The organism is Stenomitos rutilans (assembly GCF_059505485.1).
Window position 1 is genome coordinate 1 of record NZ_JCACKR010000116.1, and the last position, 14,529, is coordinate 14,529.

21 protein-coding genes and 1 tRNA gene are annotated in these 14,529 nt (G+C 49.2%); 6 read left to right on the top strand and 16 right to left on the bottom strand.

The features are described 5' to 3' along the window. Together AC5JLP_RS23285 and AC5JLP_RS23290 are read right to left on the bottom strand one after the other, a co-directional pair. Positions 1-408, bottom strand: a 408-nt coding sequence (locus AC5JLP_RS23285) for a hypothetical protein (protein WP_496070350.1), incomplete at its 3' end; no start/stop codon positions are given. A 128-nt stretch (positions 409-536) separates the two neighbouring features. Then, entirely contained in the window at positions 537-860 is a 324-nt protein-coding gene (locus AC5JLP_RS23290) for a hypothetical protein (RefSeq protein ID WP_496070351.1), read from the bottom strand. 125 nt (positions 861-985) lie between these two features. On the opposite strand from AC5JLP_RS23290, the gene AC5JLP_RS23295 reads away from it, so the two are divergent. The 3 genes from AC5JLP_RS23295 (at position 986) to AC5JLP_RS23305 (ending at position 3,192) form a co-directional block, all read left to right on the top strand. Further along, the gene (locus tag AC5JLP_RS23295; RefSeq protein WP_496070352.1) at positions 986-1,243 is read left to right on the top strand and encodes a hypothetical protein; all 258 of its coding nucleotides are present in this window, start codon (positions 986-988) and stop codon (positions 1,241-1,243) included. After that, entirely contained in the window at positions 1,237-2,952 is a 1,716-nt protein-coding gene (cas12k, locus tag AC5JLP_RS23300; RefSeq protein ID WP_496070353.1) for a type V CRISPR-associated protein Cas12k, read from the top strand. Before AC5JLP_RS23295 ends, cas12k begins: the two co-directional genes overlap by 7 nt. Before the next feature lie 84 nt (positions 2,953-3,036). Further along, positions 3,037-3,192 carry a hypothetical protein gene (locus AC5JLP_RS23305; protein WP_496070354.1) on the top strand — a complete coding sequence of 52 codons (156 nt, stop codon included), beginning with the start codon at positions 3,037-3,039 and terminating at the stop codon, positions 3,190-3,192. A gap of 672 nt (positions 3,193-3,864) precedes the next feature. On the opposite strand, the gene AC5JLP_RS23310 is transcribed toward AC5JLP_RS23305, so the two are convergent. The 3 genes from AC5JLP_RS23310 to AC5JLP_RS23320 all read right to left on the bottom strand — a co-directional run bounded on the left by AC5JLP_RS23310 (position 3,865) and on the right by AC5JLP_RS23320 (position 5,671). Beyond that, positions 3,865-3,937: transfer RNA gene (locus tag AC5JLP_RS23310), tRNA-Ala, on the bottom strand. A gap of 43 nt (positions 3,938-3,980) precedes the next feature. Then, positions 3,981-4,742, bottom strand: coding sequence for an HAD family hydrolase (locus tag AC5JLP_RS23315; protein ID WP_496070355.1), 762 nt, complete (start codon positions 4,740-4,742; stop codon positions 3,981-3,983). 56 nt (positions 4,743-4,798) lie between these two features. Then, a complete protein-coding gene (locus tag AC5JLP_RS23320; protein WP_496070356.1) occupies positions 4,799-5,671 on the bottom strand; it encodes a class I SAM-dependent methyltransferase in 873 nt (290 codons plus the stop codon). Positions 5,672-5,882: 211 nt separating this feature from the next. Here AC5JLP_RS23320 and AC5JLP_RS23325 point away from each other — a divergent pair, with 211 nt between their 5' ends. From AC5JLP_RS23325 to AC5JLP_RS23335, 3 genes are read left to right on the top strand one after another with little or no spacing between them, the layout of a single operon-like run. Continuing rightward, positions 5,883-7,337: a hypothetical protein gene (locus AC5JLP_RS23325; protein WP_496070357.1), complete on the top strand. Its 1,455-nt coding sequence runs from the start codon at positions 5,883-5,885 to the stop codon at positions 7,335-7,337. Between the two features lie 8 nt (positions 7,338-7,345). After that, positions 7,346-7,978 (top strand): endonuclease III domain-containing protein, encoded by a 633-nt coding sequence (locus tag AC5JLP_RS23330; RefSeq protein ID WP_496070358.1) that lies wholly within the window; start codon positions 7,346-7,348, stop codon positions 7,976-7,978. Between the two features lie 16 nt (positions 7,979-7,994). Then, complete coding sequence (locus AC5JLP_RS23335) at positions 7,995-9,323, top strand: recombinase family protein (protein ID WP_496070359.1); 1,329 nt, start codon at positions 7,995-7,997, stop codon at positions 9,321-9,323. 1 nt (position 9,324) lies between these two features. On the opposite strand, the gene AC5JLP_RS23340 is transcribed toward AC5JLP_RS23335, so the two are convergent. The 11 genes from AC5JLP_RS23340 to AC5JLP_RS23390 form a co-directional block, all read right to left on the bottom strand. After that, positions 9,325-9,483 carry a hypothetical protein gene (locus AC5JLP_RS23340; protein ID WP_496070360.1) on the bottom strand — a complete coding sequence of 53 codons (159 nt, stop codon included), beginning with the start codon at positions 9,481-9,483 and terminating at the stop codon, positions 9,325-9,327. A gap of 162 nt (positions 9,484-9,645) precedes the next feature. Then, entirely contained in the window at positions 9,646-9,918 is a 273-nt protein-coding gene (locus AC5JLP_RS23345) for a hypothetical protein (RefSeq protein WP_496070361.1), read from the bottom strand. After that, a complete protein-coding gene (locus AC5JLP_RS23350) occupies positions 9,915-10,172 on the bottom strand; it encodes a hypothetical protein (RefSeq protein ID WP_496070362.1) in 258 nt (85 codons plus the stop codon). The genes AC5JLP_RS23345 and AC5JLP_RS23350 overlap by 4 nt, the downstream gene beginning before the upstream one ends. Next, a complete protein-coding gene (locus tag AC5JLP_RS23355) occupies positions 10,165-10,503 on the bottom strand; it encodes a hypothetical protein (RefSeq protein ID WP_496070363.1) in 339 nt (112 codons plus the stop codon). The genes AC5JLP_RS23350 and AC5JLP_RS23355 overlap by 8 nt, the downstream gene beginning before the upstream one ends. A gap of 78 nt (positions 10,504-10,581) precedes the next feature. Next, positions 10,582-10,977 carry a hypothetical protein gene (locus AC5JLP_RS23360; RefSeq protein WP_496070364.1) on the bottom strand — a complete coding sequence of 132 codons (396 nt, stop codon included), beginning with the start codon at positions 10,975-10,977 and terminating at the stop codon, positions 10,582-10,584. Then, positions 10,977-11,189: a hypothetical protein gene (locus AC5JLP_RS23365; protein ID WP_496070365.1), complete on the bottom strand. Its 213-nt coding sequence runs from the start codon at positions 11,187-11,189 to the stop codon at positions 10,977-10,979. Before AC5JLP_RS23365 ends, AC5JLP_RS23360 begins: the two co-directional genes overlap by 1 nt. Then, positions 11,186-11,527, bottom strand: a complete 342-nt coding sequence (locus AC5JLP_RS23370; RefSeq protein ID WP_496070366.1) for a nucleoside triphosphate pyrophosphohydrolase family protein — start codon at positions 11,525-11,527, stop codon at positions 11,186-11,188. Before AC5JLP_RS23370 ends, AC5JLP_RS23365 begins: the two co-directional genes overlap by 4 nt. Continuing rightward, on the bottom strand, positions 11,524-11,709 hold the full coding sequence (locus AC5JLP_RS23375) for a hypothetical protein (RefSeq protein WP_496070367.1): 186 nt from the start codon (positions 11,707-11,709) through the stop codon (positions 11,524-11,526). Before AC5JLP_RS23375 ends, AC5JLP_RS23370 begins: the two co-directional genes overlap by 4 nt. Positions 11,710-12,076: 367 nt before the next feature. Further along, on the bottom strand, positions 12,077-12,853 hold the full coding sequence (locus AC5JLP_RS23380) for a hypothetical protein (RefSeq protein WP_496070368.1): 777 nt from the start codon (positions 12,851-12,853) through the stop codon (positions 12,077-12,079). Then, positions 12,850-13,395 carry a hypothetical protein gene (locus AC5JLP_RS23385; protein ID WP_496070369.1) on the bottom strand — a complete coding sequence of 182 codons (546 nt, stop codon included), beginning with the start codon at positions 13,393-13,395 and terminating at the stop codon, positions 12,850-12,852. Before AC5JLP_RS23385 ends, AC5JLP_RS23380 begins: the two co-directional genes overlap by 4 nt. 110 nt (positions 13,396-13,505) lie before the next feature. Next, positions 13,506-14,510: a hypothetical protein gene (locus tag AC5JLP_RS23390; RefSeq protein ID WP_496070370.1), complete on the bottom strand. Its 1,005-nt coding sequence runs from the start codon at positions 14,508-14,510 to the stop codon at positions 13,506-13,508. Between the last annotated feature and the right edge of the window lie 19 nt (positions 14,511-14,529).

Genomic DNA, 14,529 nt, shown 5'->3' on the forward strand with positions numbered 1-14,529 from the left:
TTGTCTCAATCTAATCCAGTTACTAAAAAATGAAGAAACGTGTGCGTTTGCCCTACCCTTCGGCTTCCCCGTCTTGCAATCTTCTACCCAAGCATCATTTTCCCGAATCGCCACAAGATCCGGCTTCCCCGACACCTTAATCGTGTGCTGCCGCCCCAGCACCTCAAACCAGTTCTCACCCTCCACAAAGAGCGCAGCCCCTTCCGCTTCCAGACATGTCACACGCTGGTTGAGCAGTTGTCGATGTCTGGCTTTCCACTGTGCCGAGTCAAAATTGCTTGGCAACTTCTCATAGCTGTAGTGACTGCGAAACCAGACAGACCAATGGCACTGCAACTCATCCGCCATTAACTTTGCCAGCCAGGTAACCCACACCGACGGCACATTTTTCGATTCAGAGGGAGACATGGCATTAGAGAGGCGAAACTTACAATTTCAAGCAGCGATTGAGACGCGATTACACGCTCCAGCCATCACCGTAAGCTTCAATCTTTGGTCTGACAAGAAAAACTTGTCATCTGACAAGTTCTGCTGAGTTAGCGCCTGCGTGGCTTCTTGTGATACATCTCCCGCAATACCTGCAAATACTCTGGCTCTGTCTCGATCGTCGTCCAAATATGGTGAGCCAGAGCCAGCTTCTGCTGATGCTTCTCACTAGGAAAGCGACGGTGCTCTCCCTGCGAAAACCAGTGATTAACCGTTGTCACCGAACAGTCACAGATGAACGCTAGTTCTTCCCGCGACACATCCCAAAGCCGCAGAAACGCCTCAATTTCCATTAATTCATTGTGCGCCAATTGTAGATAAAGCTGTAACGCACACCAGTGTGTCTGAGATGGGGTTCGAGGAGCAAGAGCCATGCCAGTGAGCTTGTCGTAGTGACAAGACTTGGAGTATGATGCCTCATAGAATAGCAGTACGCTTGAACTGTTGTTGGATCGCTTAAAACTTCTCAGTAGCTTGATCCACTGGATCGTTGTCAACCATGAGCATTATTACGATTCACTGTCGCCTTGTCGCCTCTGAGCCTATCCGCCGCAATCTCTGGCATCTCATGACTGAGCGCAATACACCCCTGGTCAACGAACTGCTGAAGCGAGTCAGTCAGCATCCCAAGTTTGAAATCTGGCAACGCAAAGGTACCCTTCCAAACAGCGCTGTTAGAGAACTCTGTGACGAACCGCTTAAAAAGGTTTATTTAGGGCAGCCTGGCGCTTCTATGCCTCTGCCATTCTCATGGTGACGTACACTTACGAGTCTTGGTTAACGCTCCAGCAAAACCGTCGCCGCCGTCTGAATGGTAAACAGCGCTGGCTGGACGTGGTGAAGAGTGATGCTGAATTAATTAAACTCAGTGGTTCCACGCTTGAAGCCATTCAACACCGAGCGCAGGATGTGCTGAGCCAACTCAATGCAGAACCTGCGATCCAACTAGAGTCCAACACGGAGGAGCGCTGTACAACAGAAGGGCAGGCTAACGCTTCCAGGTCTGTGAGTCTGATGACTCGTCTGTTTGAAGTCTACGAGACTACAGACGACATTCTAAGCCGTTGCGCGATCGCTCACCTGCTCAAGAACGGCTGCGAAATTTCTGAAACTGAAGAAGACTCGGAGAAATTTGCCCACCGTATTCGTCGTAAACAAAAAGAAATAGAACAGCTTGCAGAGCAGATTAACGCTTGCCTGCTCAAAGGAAGAGATTTGACCGGGGAAGAGCTTCTGGAGACGCTGGCGATCGCGACGCAGCAGATTTCTGAGAGCGTCGCCCAAACGCGCGATTGGCAAGCCAAACTACTCACCCAACCTGCATCCATACCCTATCCCATTCTCTACGGCAGTGCCACCGATATACTCTGGGGTCGGACGACAAACGGTAGAATTGTCGTCAGCTTCAATGGCATTAATAAATGCCTTAAAGCGGCTGATCCTGATATCAAAGATTGGTTCAAGACTAACAAAGAATATCCATTCCGGTTGTACTGCAACCAACGACAACTGCCCTTCTTTCAGCGTTTTCTAAACGATTGGCAAGCCTATCGAGCTAACGAAGACACCTACCCAGCAGGCTTACTCACCCTCAGTTCAGCCATACTGGCTTGGAGAGAGGGCGAGGGCAACGGTGCACCCTGGAATGTTAACCATCTCGCTCTTTACTGCACCTTCGATACTCGCTTGATGACCGCAGAAGGAACCTTGCAAGTTCAGCAAGAGAAACTAGCTAAAGCTACCAGGAATCAGACTCTTGAAACCCCTGAACACGAGTTGGCAGAAGACCGGAGAAAGTTTCAGCAGCGCAATGCCTCCACTCTCAGTCGCCTGACTAATTTGCCCTATCGCCGCAGTCAGAAACCTTACCAAGGCAATCCTGAAATTTTGGTTGGACTTAGTATTGGGCTGGCGAATCTGATCAAAGCCGCCGTTGTCAGCGGCAGAACGGGAGAGGTGCTGACCTACCGCACATCGCCCACCCTGCTAGGCGATCGCCACTACCTGCTCAACCGTCAGCGCCAACAGCAGCAGCAAAATGCTCTACAACGGCATAAAAATCAGAAGCGAGGTGTGGCGCACCAACCTTCAGAATCAGAATTAGGTCAGTACGTTGACCGCTTGCAAGCAAAGGCGATTATCCAACTCGTTCAAGCCTATCAAGCAGGCAGCATTGTTGTTCCAAACCTGACGCATCTTCGAGAATTGCTTGACAGTGAGATTATAGCGAGAGCTGAACAGAAGTGTCCGGGTTCAGTTGCGGCTCAGAAACAATACGTCAAAAAGTACCGTGAAACGATCCATCAACAGTCTTACAACAGACGCATTGAAGCGGTCCGTTGCAAAGCTCAGCAATTTGGTATCACGGTAGAGACAGGCTTTCAACCGTTCCAAGGCACCCCTCAAGAACAGGCAAAAGAAGTGGCGATCACCGCATACCATAAACGGACGATCGCCACAGAATAATTTCACTCTTTAGTACAGTTGAACCTTGACAAGTTAATATACATACTAAAGCGCCGCAGTTTAAGCTTCCTAAGCCGCTGAACTGTGAAAAATGTGGGTCAGTTTGGTCGTCGTGAGACGACTGTGCTTTCCGGCCCTGGTAGCTGTCCGCTTACTGACTGCCATCCTGGTGCAGATTTCATTTTGGGCTTTGTGTGGGGATGGAAAGCTGCATTAGTCGGGTCTGTTCTTCAAATGTAGCGCAGGTGCGCGCCCAGCAGAAGTAAGTTAAGCCTTCACTATGTGAGGGTACAGGAGCATCATCGCTTCAATTTGTTGATGGTGATGATGTGACTGAAGTGGCGGCTACTGAATCGCCTCCGCTCGAGGAGGAGTCCTCCATATTTTTGGCAGACCGAAGCAAGGGCAAAAACCCTGGAAGTTTTGCCAAAACCCTAAAACCTCTTCCTAGCAATAATTTCATTGATTTGAAAATTGCCAGCATGAGTTCTCAAGAAAGTTGAAAGAGTACTTTTTAGACAGGTTTGCCAAAAGCTAGCCTGGAGAGCTTGCAGGAGAAGGATTTTAGCGCTGGGAGTCGCAATCGCCCCCAGCAATGGGTGGGCTGAAAGTAGTCCTGCTGTTTGCCGCGTTGGAGTAGCCATCGCCGGTCGCAATCGCCCTCGCAATGGGCGGGCTGAAAGAACTAGTCTGTAAGTGAAAGCTTTGGAGGGCTGAAAGGAGCGCTGCGATCTCACCATTAAGCTCAGTTCGCTAAATCTGACGATTTCAGCGAGAACGACTTTAATTTGCGAAACGTTAGTAAATTCTCATTTAACGACACTAATGTGCGAATGCAGCAAAAACACCCTAAAACGACACTAGTATGCGAAACGCGACATTTAATGTGCGAACGTACAACAACTTTGAGCATGGAGAGTAGGGGAGTCGAACCCCTTACCTCTGCGGTGCGATCGCAGCGCTCTACCAACTGAGCTAACTCCCCAAGTACGACTAAATTCGCCACGCTATCTTAGCATTTCCCCATCCTACCTTGCTTTTGGGGCGGTCATCTGAGCGTAGACTTGCTGCACGCGATCGAGTTCTAAATCAGAAAGATAGTCTACCACCCAGTTTGCACGGCGTTGAAGCATGTGAAACGGATAGGTATTGGCAACGCCAACTACGGGAATTTTGGCTCGTTTGGCAGCTTCAATGCCGATAAAGGTGTCTTCTATCGCCAGACATTCTAACGGTCTGAGGTGCAGATCGGGATGCAGTTGATTGAGGCGATCGATCGCTAGCAGATAACCATTTGGCTCCGGCTTGCTGGGAATGCGCTGATCACCAGCAATAATGACCGGAAAATACTCGCTGAGGTTTACCCGCTTTAGCACTGAATCAATTTCGACGTGCAGCGCACCGCTCACGATCGCCAGTTTGAGCTTGGCGGCGCGTAGCTTAAACATTAAGTCCTGCAACCCTGGATAAATTGGCAGCGTTTCGAGCTGCACAATTTGATCCTGGTAGAACCTTGCTTTACGGCCAATCAGCTTGTTGAGATAGTCCTCCGTCACAATGCGACCGCGATGGGTGAGTAGATCGGTTAGACAGGCTCGATCGCTTCGTCCCAGACAAAACTGACGAAATTCTCCTGGCTTCGGTCGCAGGTTCTCTTCCAGCAGGAGTTGATTAATCAGTTTTTCGTGGAGTGGCTCGTCGTTAATGATGATGCCGTTGAAGTCAAACAGAACCGCTTTGAGCATTGAATCGCCAGTAAGGAGTAAGGGGTGAGGAACCTGAGGTGACATAGTGCTAGAAAACCTATTCTCTAACAACTAGCAACCAAAAACGAACAACTCACGACTTAGCTCATTGCCCATAGTCGATCGCCCATTTCAACGTTCGTCGCTCCGGCTGTGAACTCAACTGACTGATACGGTAATGGTTTAATGCCGCGCGTAATCTGGTGCAGCCACCACAGGTCTTGCGTTTGCACAGCCTCAAAGCGAGCGGCTCCCATCCACGCATCCACACTGCCACCTGCATAAGCTTGAATGTAAGGCTCTTCAAAAATCTGTGTGAGCCATTCGGTTTGGCGCAGCATCTTTTGATTGCCGTCCAGAATGGCGATCTCGCCGCCGACAGTCAGTAAGCGGTAGCTTTCCTGCAAAATTGCTTGCGAGGCGGTAGGGGGCGTTTCGTGGAAGAGGAGCGACGCGGTGATCAGATCGAAAGATGCATCGGGCAAGCCCGTATGTTCGGCATTGCCATGCCGCCATTGAATCTCCAGTTCTGCCTGGGTTGCTTTATGTTCAGCAACCACAAGCATCTGGGGCGATAGGTCTAACCCAATGACGTCTGCTTGGGGGAAGGCACGTTTGAGCAACAGCGTTGTGGAGCCTGTACCGCAACCAAGATCTAAAATGCGGCGCGGTTTGACTTGAATGGCATCGACAAAGCTCTGGCGCACCACTGCTTCACCTGGAGGCAGAGCATATTGGGTGATGGGGTCATAAGAAACCGCCGCACTGACATTCAAATAGCCACCTTCAATGCCGTGAAAGTTTTGGCTGCTGTAGTAGGTGGGGTAGACCAGGGTTGGATCGCTGAGCCGGGTGCTGGCGGCCTGCCAATCGATGCTCTCATAAAACCGCCTTAGCGCTTCTTGATCGATGAGAAAGGTCTTGACAACGGGTGCCAAGAAGCGCTCGAAAATTGTGTCTTTGCGGACTGCCATAACGCGGTTTGGGTTTGCTTGTTAAGTTGATCAACAGAGACGAAAGCATTGCTTACCTAAAGTGTAAGGAGAATTGAGGGTTAATGCCATTTGGAGGATGTTTGGCAAGCTTTTTCTGGGTTAAAAGAACTCAAGCTCAAAACGTGTCTTGTTGATCTGACGTGTACCAGTCTTCAATCCAATTTAAGGCCCTCTTTTGATTAGGAAAGCCATGATGTTGCGCTTAAAGTGGCGATCGCGCCTTCGGCCACTAGTGCCAGTGCTGCTGGCGTCGGTGATCAGCGTTGTTGTATTGATGCTGCATCCGGGGATGGCAGCTGAGACGGCCCGCAGTGCCGATCGCTTTGTCGATAGTCTCTGTGTGGGTACGCACTGGAGCTATGGTGATACGCCTTACGGTCAACGTTATGGAGAAGTCAAACAGAAGCTCATCGCGTCGGGTATTCGGAACGTGCGGGATGGCTTTTACCAGAACCGTCCGCAAGATTTAGGCAAGAGCGGCATTCGTATGACAGTTGTGGCGGATCTGCCTGACCATTCTAGTAGTGATGAACAAGCTGTACGGGCGATCGTGAACCAGATCAAAGCGGCTAATGCGGCGGGAGCGAAGATCGATGCGGTTGAAGGCCCCAACGAGCCAGATCTGTTCTGGATACCGTCTCGGTTTGACAAAAAGTACAAGGGGCAGAGCTTTCCCAATGGCGCGATCGCGTTTCAGAAAGACCTTTACACCACCATTAAGCGCGATCCTGCGACAGCAAGACTGAAAGTCATCGGTCTATCACTGGGTACGACCTACGATCCTGGTGGCGGCAACCCCAACCCTTTGCCCAAAGGTAGCTTGGCGAACGCTGTCGATTGGGGAAACTTTCATCCCTATCCCGGCGGCAATCCGTTTAGCTTCCCGTTTGACTACAACACCACGTCAAAATACTACTGGAATAGCAACTTTCCCTCAGTCAACATCGACGAATTTCCCTACAACTTTGACACCTACAGTCCGCCGTTTCAGCCCAAGCCGATGGCAAGTACGGAAACAGGCTACTCAACATTCAATCAAGGCGTTTCTGAGAAGGTGCACGCGAAGTACATGCCGCGCCTGTTTCTCGAATTCTTTCGCAAGAACGTCCAGCGTACCTGTTCCTATGAATTTGTGGATGAGTTTGTTGATCCACAAAAAATAAAGCGTGAGGCAAATTTTGGGCTATTGCGACGTGACCTGACCCCCAAACCTGCCTACACGGCTGTCAAAAATTTGATAGGTCTACTGCGTGATCCAGGAGCCGATTTTACGCCAGGTGGACTGGCTTACTCGCTGAGCGTCAGTCCAGTGTCAAACTACCGGGAACCGCTTTCTGGGCGGATGGCAAATTACGATCGCACTCAATATGTCCATCACCTACTCTTGCAAAAGCGCGATCGCACCTTTTATCTGGCACTGTGGCACGAGGTCTCCAGCTACGATACCAGCGCTCAACCGCCCCGCGAAATCCAGCCGCCTGCCATGCCCGTCACGCTTAAACTGGGTCAGCCCATTCGTACCGTGGCGATCTATGCGTTTGGAGAAGACGGTCGCCTAACGACGACTCCCGCGCGCCTGACCAACAATCAGCTTTCGCTCAACGTGCCTGATCGTGTGATCATTGTCAAACTTGCGCCCGCTTAATCACTTTTATGCCATCAAGCAACGTCTCCTCTACACACTTTCTAGCGCTACAGCAGCGGGTGATGCTTATCCATCAGCGGTTGTGTGTCACGTATGGCTGCCCGATCGCCTACTTCCACAACCTCGATCCGCTCAGCGAACTGGTGTCATCCCTACTGTCTCACCGCACCCGTAATGCCGATTCGGGGCGTGCGTTTAAGGCACTTCGTCATCGGTATGCTGATTGGGCAGCCATGCGCAATGCGCCTGTGGAGGAGGTCGAGCAGACGATCGCCGCCTGTACCTGGGCAGAACAAAAAGCGCCCCGCATTCAGCAGGTGTTGAAGCTCATTGGCGAACAACGTGGCAACCTCTCCCTCGATTTTTTGGCAGATGTCCCAGTTCCTGAAGCGCGAGCCTGGTTAGAATCGCTGCCTGGAGTCGGTCCTAAAACCAGCGCGGCTGTGTTGTCATTCAGCCAACTGCGGCGACGTGCCTTACCTGTAGACAGCCACCATCACCGCGTTGCAATCCGTTTAGGGTTGCTGCCAACCACAACGGCTGTTGGCCCTGCTCATGCGTTGCTAGAAGCTCAGTTGCCAGCAGAATGGAACGCTCAAGACGTATATGATAACCATGAAGTGATAATATTTCGATTATAGACATATTATTACCAGCATGATATTGGGATACGCTCGCGAATCGACGCTTAAAGCGGAGCAAGATCAAGCTCTAGCTTGGCAAATACAGCGGCTACAGCGGTATGGCTGCGATCGCATCCTTACCGATCGTATGAGTGGAGCCAGCAAAAAGCGACCTGGCTACAAAGAACTACTAGCACTAATCGATTCAGACAACGTTACAGAGGTGGTCGTTTGCTCGGTTACCAGGCTAGGGCGATCAACTCGTCAAATGGTAGATGCGATCGATCTCTTTGCTGAGAAGAAAGTTAAATTTACTTCACTTGACGGCAAAATTGACATTGACACAGCATCAGGCAGGGCAAACGTACAGATGCAAGCTGTTTTTGCACAGCTAGAGCGCGAGTTAATCCAAGAAAGGATCAACGCGGGCTACGACGGCATCCGAGCAAATAGAATGCCGATTCACGCCCCCTTTGGCTACAGAATCATTGACAAGCGGTTAGAAATCGATGTAGACGTGGAAACCATTGCACGGTGGATACGGCAATCAGTCATTGATGTTGGCCTGATCAAAACGACTCAAGCCATAAACCTCAATCACAAAGATTTGACTAAGATCCCACGATCGCCTGGCGGCATCAAGACCTGGCTGCAATGCGAGACTATCTACGGCAACCTTTGGTACGACCGTCACAATCGACGGGGCAAAACAAAAATTTACTACAACAACCATCCTGCCCTTTTCACTCAGCAAGAGCGTTTAGAAGTTGAAGAGTCTTTAAGCTTTCGGCAAAAACATCATGGTTTCAAGTCTGATCCAGTGCGGTTTCCCTTAACTGGCTTAATCTATTGTGCTGAGTGTGGCAGCAGTATGTCTGTCTCCTATAAGCACGATCGGGTTAACCCCATAGTTTATTACCGTTGCTATAAAGGAGTGCGGCGATCGTGCCCTAACAATAAGTACATGAATACTGACAACATTCAAAAAGCAATCATTATCGCTTTAGTAGACAGATCTGAAACCATTGCTGCACGAGCCATTCAAGCAGAACAAAAAGTAGCTGAAAACCCTGGGCTTTTGGAGCTTAGAAAACAATTGATTGCTTTAGTAAAGCTGCCTACAAACTTTCATATCGAGGCCGCGATCGCAGGTATTCAATCCGATATAGCTGAAATCGAAGTTGCTGCGTCTAAACAAGAAATTACGCTACAGCCGGATAGAGAGAAAGCATTAAAAGCATGTTCTAATCCAACTTTCTGGATTGAGCTAAAACCAGAAGACAAGCATTCAATTTACCGACTACTTGTGAAGCGAGTGGTTTGCCGAAGGAACAGCATCGAAACTGTTGAGCTTTGGGTCTAGATTAAGCGGCTTTTCGCAAGGCTGTTTCCAAATAGGCTTTTAACTGCGGCTCAGCTTTGTGCCAGTCAGGATGACCAGCAACAATCTTAGCTATTTTTTCTAAAGCTTCTTGACGCTCGGTAAAAGCTTGAATGTTTTCGTTTAACAATTGCCAGGTCATTATTTTCCGTCCTTACAATTAATTGGCTTTGCCATCACTTTCAAACACCCTTTGCATGTCACTGTTTGCGGATTGCTATTGCTGCTTATAGTGCTGCTGTGCCAGCGTCCACCTGCACGAAGGTCAGCTTTGCAGGGAATCCCGATGTAATGGATGCGTTTCTTAGTCATTGGTGCGATCGTCTTCCTTAAATTCAAAACCTAGCCAATCCAAATCTGTGCGTTCAATTGTCCAAATGAGGCTACCTTCTACTGGCTTAAAACCCTTTTCATCAAACTCTTTGTTTAAGAGATCGAGGCTTGTTCTTTGCTGTAGGCCAAGAATAGAGATTGCCATTAACGGTGGTAGTGCTGGATAGTTGTAATGCTGCCAGTAGCGCACATAATAACTGTTAGCCAAAAGCCGTACAATGGTGGTGAACTCTTTTAATGTCATGTGCGATTGGTTCCATAAATGAACGCTCCAAGCTCATTGGTGTCATTGTCGTCACCGCCTGAGATTATTGGCTCGTCCCAAACAGGATCATCATCAAGGCGGACGCAGGTGATGACTTCGGCCAAATTCAGCAGGGCTTTAACTAACGACTGACCGTCAGCGCTAATAGAACTACCATTTGGAACATCGTTTTCAACGCGGAGAATGACCCTGCCATTTGCTTCCCATACTTGGAGCTTGATGTTTTTAATCATTGCGATCGCCCTCCATGCCTTCAAGCCGTTCAATCAAAGCAATCAGTCTGTTTTCGACAGGGACCATTGTTTCTTTGACAATGGTTTCGATGACGTCAGAATGATCGACCTCAAAAACATCAGAGTCATCATCACAATCAGTGTCTTCTATCTCGCCGAACACAACTTCCCCAAGATTGTTTGTAGCTCGTTCTAAATCTTGCAGGCACTGGACAAAAGAAGAGATTGTGCTTGCGCTAGCGTTGGCTTCAACAAGGGGCGCTAGGCGCGATTGGATAAAGCTTTCTACTTCACAAATTAGGCTCAGAATCTTTTCGTTATCTCGGTTCATTCGCTTTCCTCAATTTCATCAATTGGTAAACCTGATTAAGAGCGGCATCGCTACCTGATGGCGATAAATTACTAACTGTCATTGCAGTCGGTTTGCTTTCCAAGTGGCTCTTAACGCATTGGAAAGCTGCATATACCGTGAACCAACACGTGATGCAAAACTAGGCAAAACGTATAGACAAATCCGTGCAAGTTTGCGCCACGCTTCTTGCTGCGTCTCCGTTAACGCCTGCCAATGGTAGAACCCTTCACCTAGTAACGTCTGCGGTTCAAGTTCAAGATAATCCCATTGCTCGGAATCGACTAGCCAAGGTACTGTGCTGATACAACCTGAGCCTAGACGACTATTCTCGAATAGAACTCTTGCAAGCCACTCAATATCAGAGGCTTGTTGATTGCCTTTAAGCGACGCACCAAGGTTATGCAAAGTACAAGCAGCAGCGTCTAGTTCCAATGCTTCTTTAGAAAAATCCACTAAAGATCGCTCTCCTTAATTTCATCAGGCGGGTGCGGTGGAAAAACATTTTCCCAGTCTTCTATCACTTTTGCTTCGTCAACGTACTGGCTCTGCTCTAATACTTCCAGCTCGTCAGGCTGGCGCGGAAAGCGTAACTGGCAAGCGGAGATCGCTAGCACTGCGAGGGTTGAAAGAACGAAGCAGAGAGCAATGATCAGGCAAGGTGTCATGTGCGATCGTCCTCTTCTTTCAGCGCTTCAATTGCTCCTGTAAAGTGGCAGTAAGGTTTCTCAGGCTCAGCGACTGGGCGCTCATGCTGCCACTCATGGTATTGATTCAATTTCCCGTCAACCCGCAGCCATATAGCTTTTTCGTCAAGGTCGTGCGTCTCAACGACAAAGAGAATGGCAGCCATCACATCAGCTGCTTCATCTTGAAGGCGTTGCAAGAGCGATCCTTTACCATCAGGATGTTGATCTGTGTTGTAGTAAGCCGATTTTTTAGCAGCAATTTGAATGAGTTCGCCACACTCTTCCATCATTTTTGTTAAGCCATCTTGATGCATCATGTGCGATCGCACTCCTGTTTTCTCATGGCATCAATCACTTCTTGAGCTTTGAAAAGCACTAGAACACCGTCATCACCAATATCAGCAAGGCATTGCCCGACTGGAGCGCCTTTGCCGTTCCAAAGTTTTTTCCTGCCGGAATTCGTAAATGAGCCTTTGAGAACAAGGCTGATTTTTTGCATCTGCTCCACCTAGAATTCCATGATTAATAGCGTGTTCGCATTTTTGAATTAATTGCTCTGGTGTCATTTGCCGCACTCCTTAAAACAGTAAATCATCATGTTTGTTGTGGCGGTTCTGCCACCAATGCTGCAAATAAAAACGACGACGCACTAACCATGAATGCAGAGTGTCAGCGTGGGGATGTGGACATCGATCGCAGTGCAGAACTGAGCCTCCATAACGCCTTTTGTATGAGCGTAATTTGTGACCGAGAAAGAAGCATTTTAAGTAACCGATCCAGCCGTGAAAAGTCATAGTGATCTTGCTCCAAAACTGCTTGAATAATAATCTTTGGTCAGTTTTTCGGTTAGCTTGCACTTCAGATCCTCAGAATGGAAAATTATCAAACTGATAGTTTTTGATTAGCTCAAGCATTTGCTCACCTTCATTGAAATTTGACATTTCAACCGCCACCCGCACGGCATCAACTAACGACACACCCGAATGCACGATCGCTGCTTTCACCAACTCAGCAGGTTCTAAATGCTTGAGCAAACCTTGCAACTGAATCCGTGCCACCTGATCAACCTCTTCTGGCTCCCAACGGCTGCAAACGGGGCGTTCTTCGACTAAGCCATTTGCTTGCACGGGTCGGAGAGTTGGGTTTGCCTCGCCACACATTTCCCGCTTGGATTCTTCTGGCGTAATGGAAGGCGCACACACCTCAAGGCCCATTGATGCCAACTTCGCTTCAACCTCAAGCGACACGGCGGTAGTGGTTGGGTCGGACATGTAAACCCGATCGCGCGGTACATCCGACGCCCGCTCCTCACCCCAAGTAATCCGCATCATGCCCTTGCCATTGGCAGCGATCGCCTGTCCTTCCACCACCCCACCGCCTGGATTGAACCAGACAGAAGTCGGATCAATGGGCTGATACTCGTAAGGGTTGCTCCCCTGATTTTCGTCCTCTAAGCCCTCTGTTTTGGTGGGGATGATGCTAAGAAGATCGCTCGACTCGCTGAAAGATACAAATGCAAGCGCGATCGCTAACTGATGCAGCCTTGCTCTGATAACTTCCTCAGATGGCTCCCTAGTGCCCTCAGAAACATCTGAAGAGGTTTTGTGATGACAAGGCTGTTTATGTGGTTGCAATGTGTTCATAGACTTTCCTGCTTAGCTTTTTTGCCGGAAACATATTCAGCCAAAGTCACTCCTTTTCTGTAGGCAATCCAAACATCGGCAATGGTCAAATCTTCTAGGCGTGCAACAAACAAGCAATGGCGGATGCGCTCTAAAACAACCTGTTTTTCGGCTTGTTTTGCTTTGATCGCCTGCTTCAACCTGCCTCTAAGATCCTCGTAGTCTTCTTCAGACCAATGCGGCGAGTTAAGAAGTCGTCTATAGCGGACAGCAAGTCTCGTAGCCAAAAAATCGGCTCTTTCGGCTATGGAATAAAACGAATAAGAACTTAAGAGGCTGTTACACTCGCTACAGCAAGGGATAACCGTTTTTTCTGATCTCCATGCTTTAGCGTGTCGTTTTTGACCAGAAGCGTAAGCAAACGGAATGACATGATCAAAACAATTTGCGGTATGTCCGCAGTAAGAACATTCCGATACAAGCGCGCTGACTTCTATAAAACCGCTCATTGTTGCTACGATATTGCTACACATACCTTTATTGTAGCAACGTTGTAGCAACATGGTCAAAGAATTTATGCTCCGGGTTAGGCTGTCAGGTAGACAAAAGCGGCGATTGAAGTGGGCTGCAAGAGAACAGGATAAGGACATGTCTGAAGTGGTTAGAGAGCTTGTCAATCGATTGCCTGAACCGCCAGAAGACTGGCAAGAAGAATAGCAAGGCGTTGGGCTGTGGTGGGATCATGCTCTACCTGATCAGATGCTTCTGTGGTAACGAACGAATGTTTTACCGCAAATCCTTTCCATTCCTCCTGCCATCGCTTCCAGGCTGAGGCGCGATCGCGAAAAGCAAGGGGGAAAGGAGCACCCATATCGTCACGCTCGACGGCACACCCTTTCTTCCAGCGACGGACGGTACCAATCTGGGAGTAGAGGGTCATGAGTTGTTCTAGCGTGGGAGTCGCGTGATCGCCGATCGCGGCAAATTGAGTCTCGATCGCTTCCGGTGAGAGTAGTGATGAGTTTTGAATACTCACTGATGAGTCTTGTACGTTTCGAGACTCATTTGGATGTTCAGCAGGCATAAGCGCCTTCTTGCTAATCGCTGCCAAAGCCTCAGTCAGCGTCAATTCCGTCATGCTGTCGGCTTGTGCTTCAAGTTGCTGTCGATGATGCCATAACCGGATCGCACGTTGCGCCTGTCGTTCAGTGATGCCCCGATCGCTCAACCAGGGTAGCCACCGACCGTAGCCACCAATTTCGGGTAAAGCTTTGGCCTCTAGAAGTTTTTCGCCTAAAGTTAGCGATCGCTGGAGTGCTGCTGTGCCAGCCTGCCGCATGGTGCTTTCGGCTTCTTCTGCCTCGGCCCAAATCGCCTCGATTTCAGTGGCAAGGCGATCGACAAGGTTGTCAGACTCTGCGATTGTCAGCGCGTCTTCTACTTGGCTATCGTCGATCGCGGGTGCTTCCGGTGTGTCGATAATGGGTTCTGATTCTAGCTCTGGGGCGTCTCGTTCGACGGTGGCAGGGTTAAGGGCGATCGTCTTTTCACCCGTGCTGCATTTGATCCAATCATCGGTGGTGAAACCCTCAAAGGTACCCGTGTAAACATTTCCTTTGGCGGAAGTACCTGTGATGCGATCGCCCTTTTGCAGTAGCTGTTTAGTGGCTGTGGTCATGGCTCAATTTCCGGTGTGA

Coding starts and splice junctions, on each gene's coding strand:
- AC5JLP_RS23290 (WP_496070351.1), bottom strand. CDS start 860: ATGGCTCTTGCTCCTCGAACCCCATCTCAGACACACTGGTGTGCGTTA.
- AC5JLP_RS23295 (WP_496070352.1), top strand. CDS start 986: ATGAGCATTATTACGATTCACTGTCGCCTTGTCGCCTCTGAGCCTATC.
- cas12k (WP_496070353.1), top strand. CDS start 1,237: ATGGTGACGTACACTTACGAGTCTTGGTTAACGCTCCAGCAAAACCGT.
- AC5JLP_RS23315 (WP_496070355.1), bottom strand. CDS start 4,742: ATGTCACCTCAGGTTCCTCACCCCTTACTCCTTACTGGCGATTCAATG.
- AC5JLP_RS23320 (WP_496070356.1), bottom strand. CDS start 5,671: ATGGCAGTCCGCAAAGACACAATTTTCGAGCGCTTCTTGGCACCCGTT.
- AC5JLP_RS23325 (WP_496070357.1), top strand. CDS start 5,883: ATGATGTTGCGCTTAAAGTGGCGATCGCGCCTTCGGCCACTAGTGCCA.
- AC5JLP_RS23330 (WP_496070358.1), top strand. CDS start 7,346: ATGCCATCAAGCAACGTCTCCTCTACACACTTTCTAGCGCTACAGCAG.
- AC5JLP_RS23335 (WP_496070359.1), top strand. CDS start 7,995: ATGATATTGGGATACGCTCGCGAATCGACGCTTAAAGCGGAGCAAGAT.
- AC5JLP_RS23340 (WP_496070360.1), bottom strand. CDS start 9,483: ATGACCTGGCAATTGTTAAACGAAAACATTCAAGCTTTTACCGAGCGT.
- AC5JLP_RS23345 (WP_496070361.1), bottom strand. CDS start 9,918: ATGACATTAAAAGAGTTCACCACCATTGTACGGCTTTTGGCTAACAGT.
- AC5JLP_RS23350 (WP_496070362.1), bottom strand. CDS start 10,172: ATGATTAAAAACATCAAGCTCCAAGTATGGGAAGCAAATGGCAGGGTC.
- AC5JLP_RS23355 (WP_496070363.1), bottom strand. CDS start 10,503: ATGAACCGAGATAACGAAAAGATTCTGAGCCTAATTTGTGAAGTAGAA.
- AC5JLP_RS23365 (WP_496070365.1), bottom strand. CDS start 11,189: ATGACACCTTGCCTGATCATTGCTCTCTGCTTCGTTCTTTCAACCCTC.
- AC5JLP_RS23370 (WP_496070366.1), bottom strand. CDS start 11,527: ATGATGCATCAAGATGGCTTAACAAAAATGATGGAAGAGTGTGGCGAA.
- AC5JLP_RS23375 (WP_496070367.1), bottom strand. CDS start 11,709: ATGCAAAAAATCAGCCTTGTTCTCAAAGGCTCATTTACGAATTCCGGC.
- AC5JLP_RS23380 (WP_496070368.1), bottom strand. CDS start 12,853: ATGAACACATTGCAACCACATAAACAGCCTTGTCATCACAAAACCTCT.
- AC5JLP_RS23385 (WP_496070369.1), bottom strand. CDS start 13,395: ATGTTGCTACAACGTTGCTACAATAAAGGTATGTGTAGCAATATCGTA.
- AC5JLP_RS23390 (WP_496070370.1), bottom strand. CDS start 14,510: ATGACCACAGCCACTAAACAGCTACTGCAAAAGGGCGATCGCATCACA.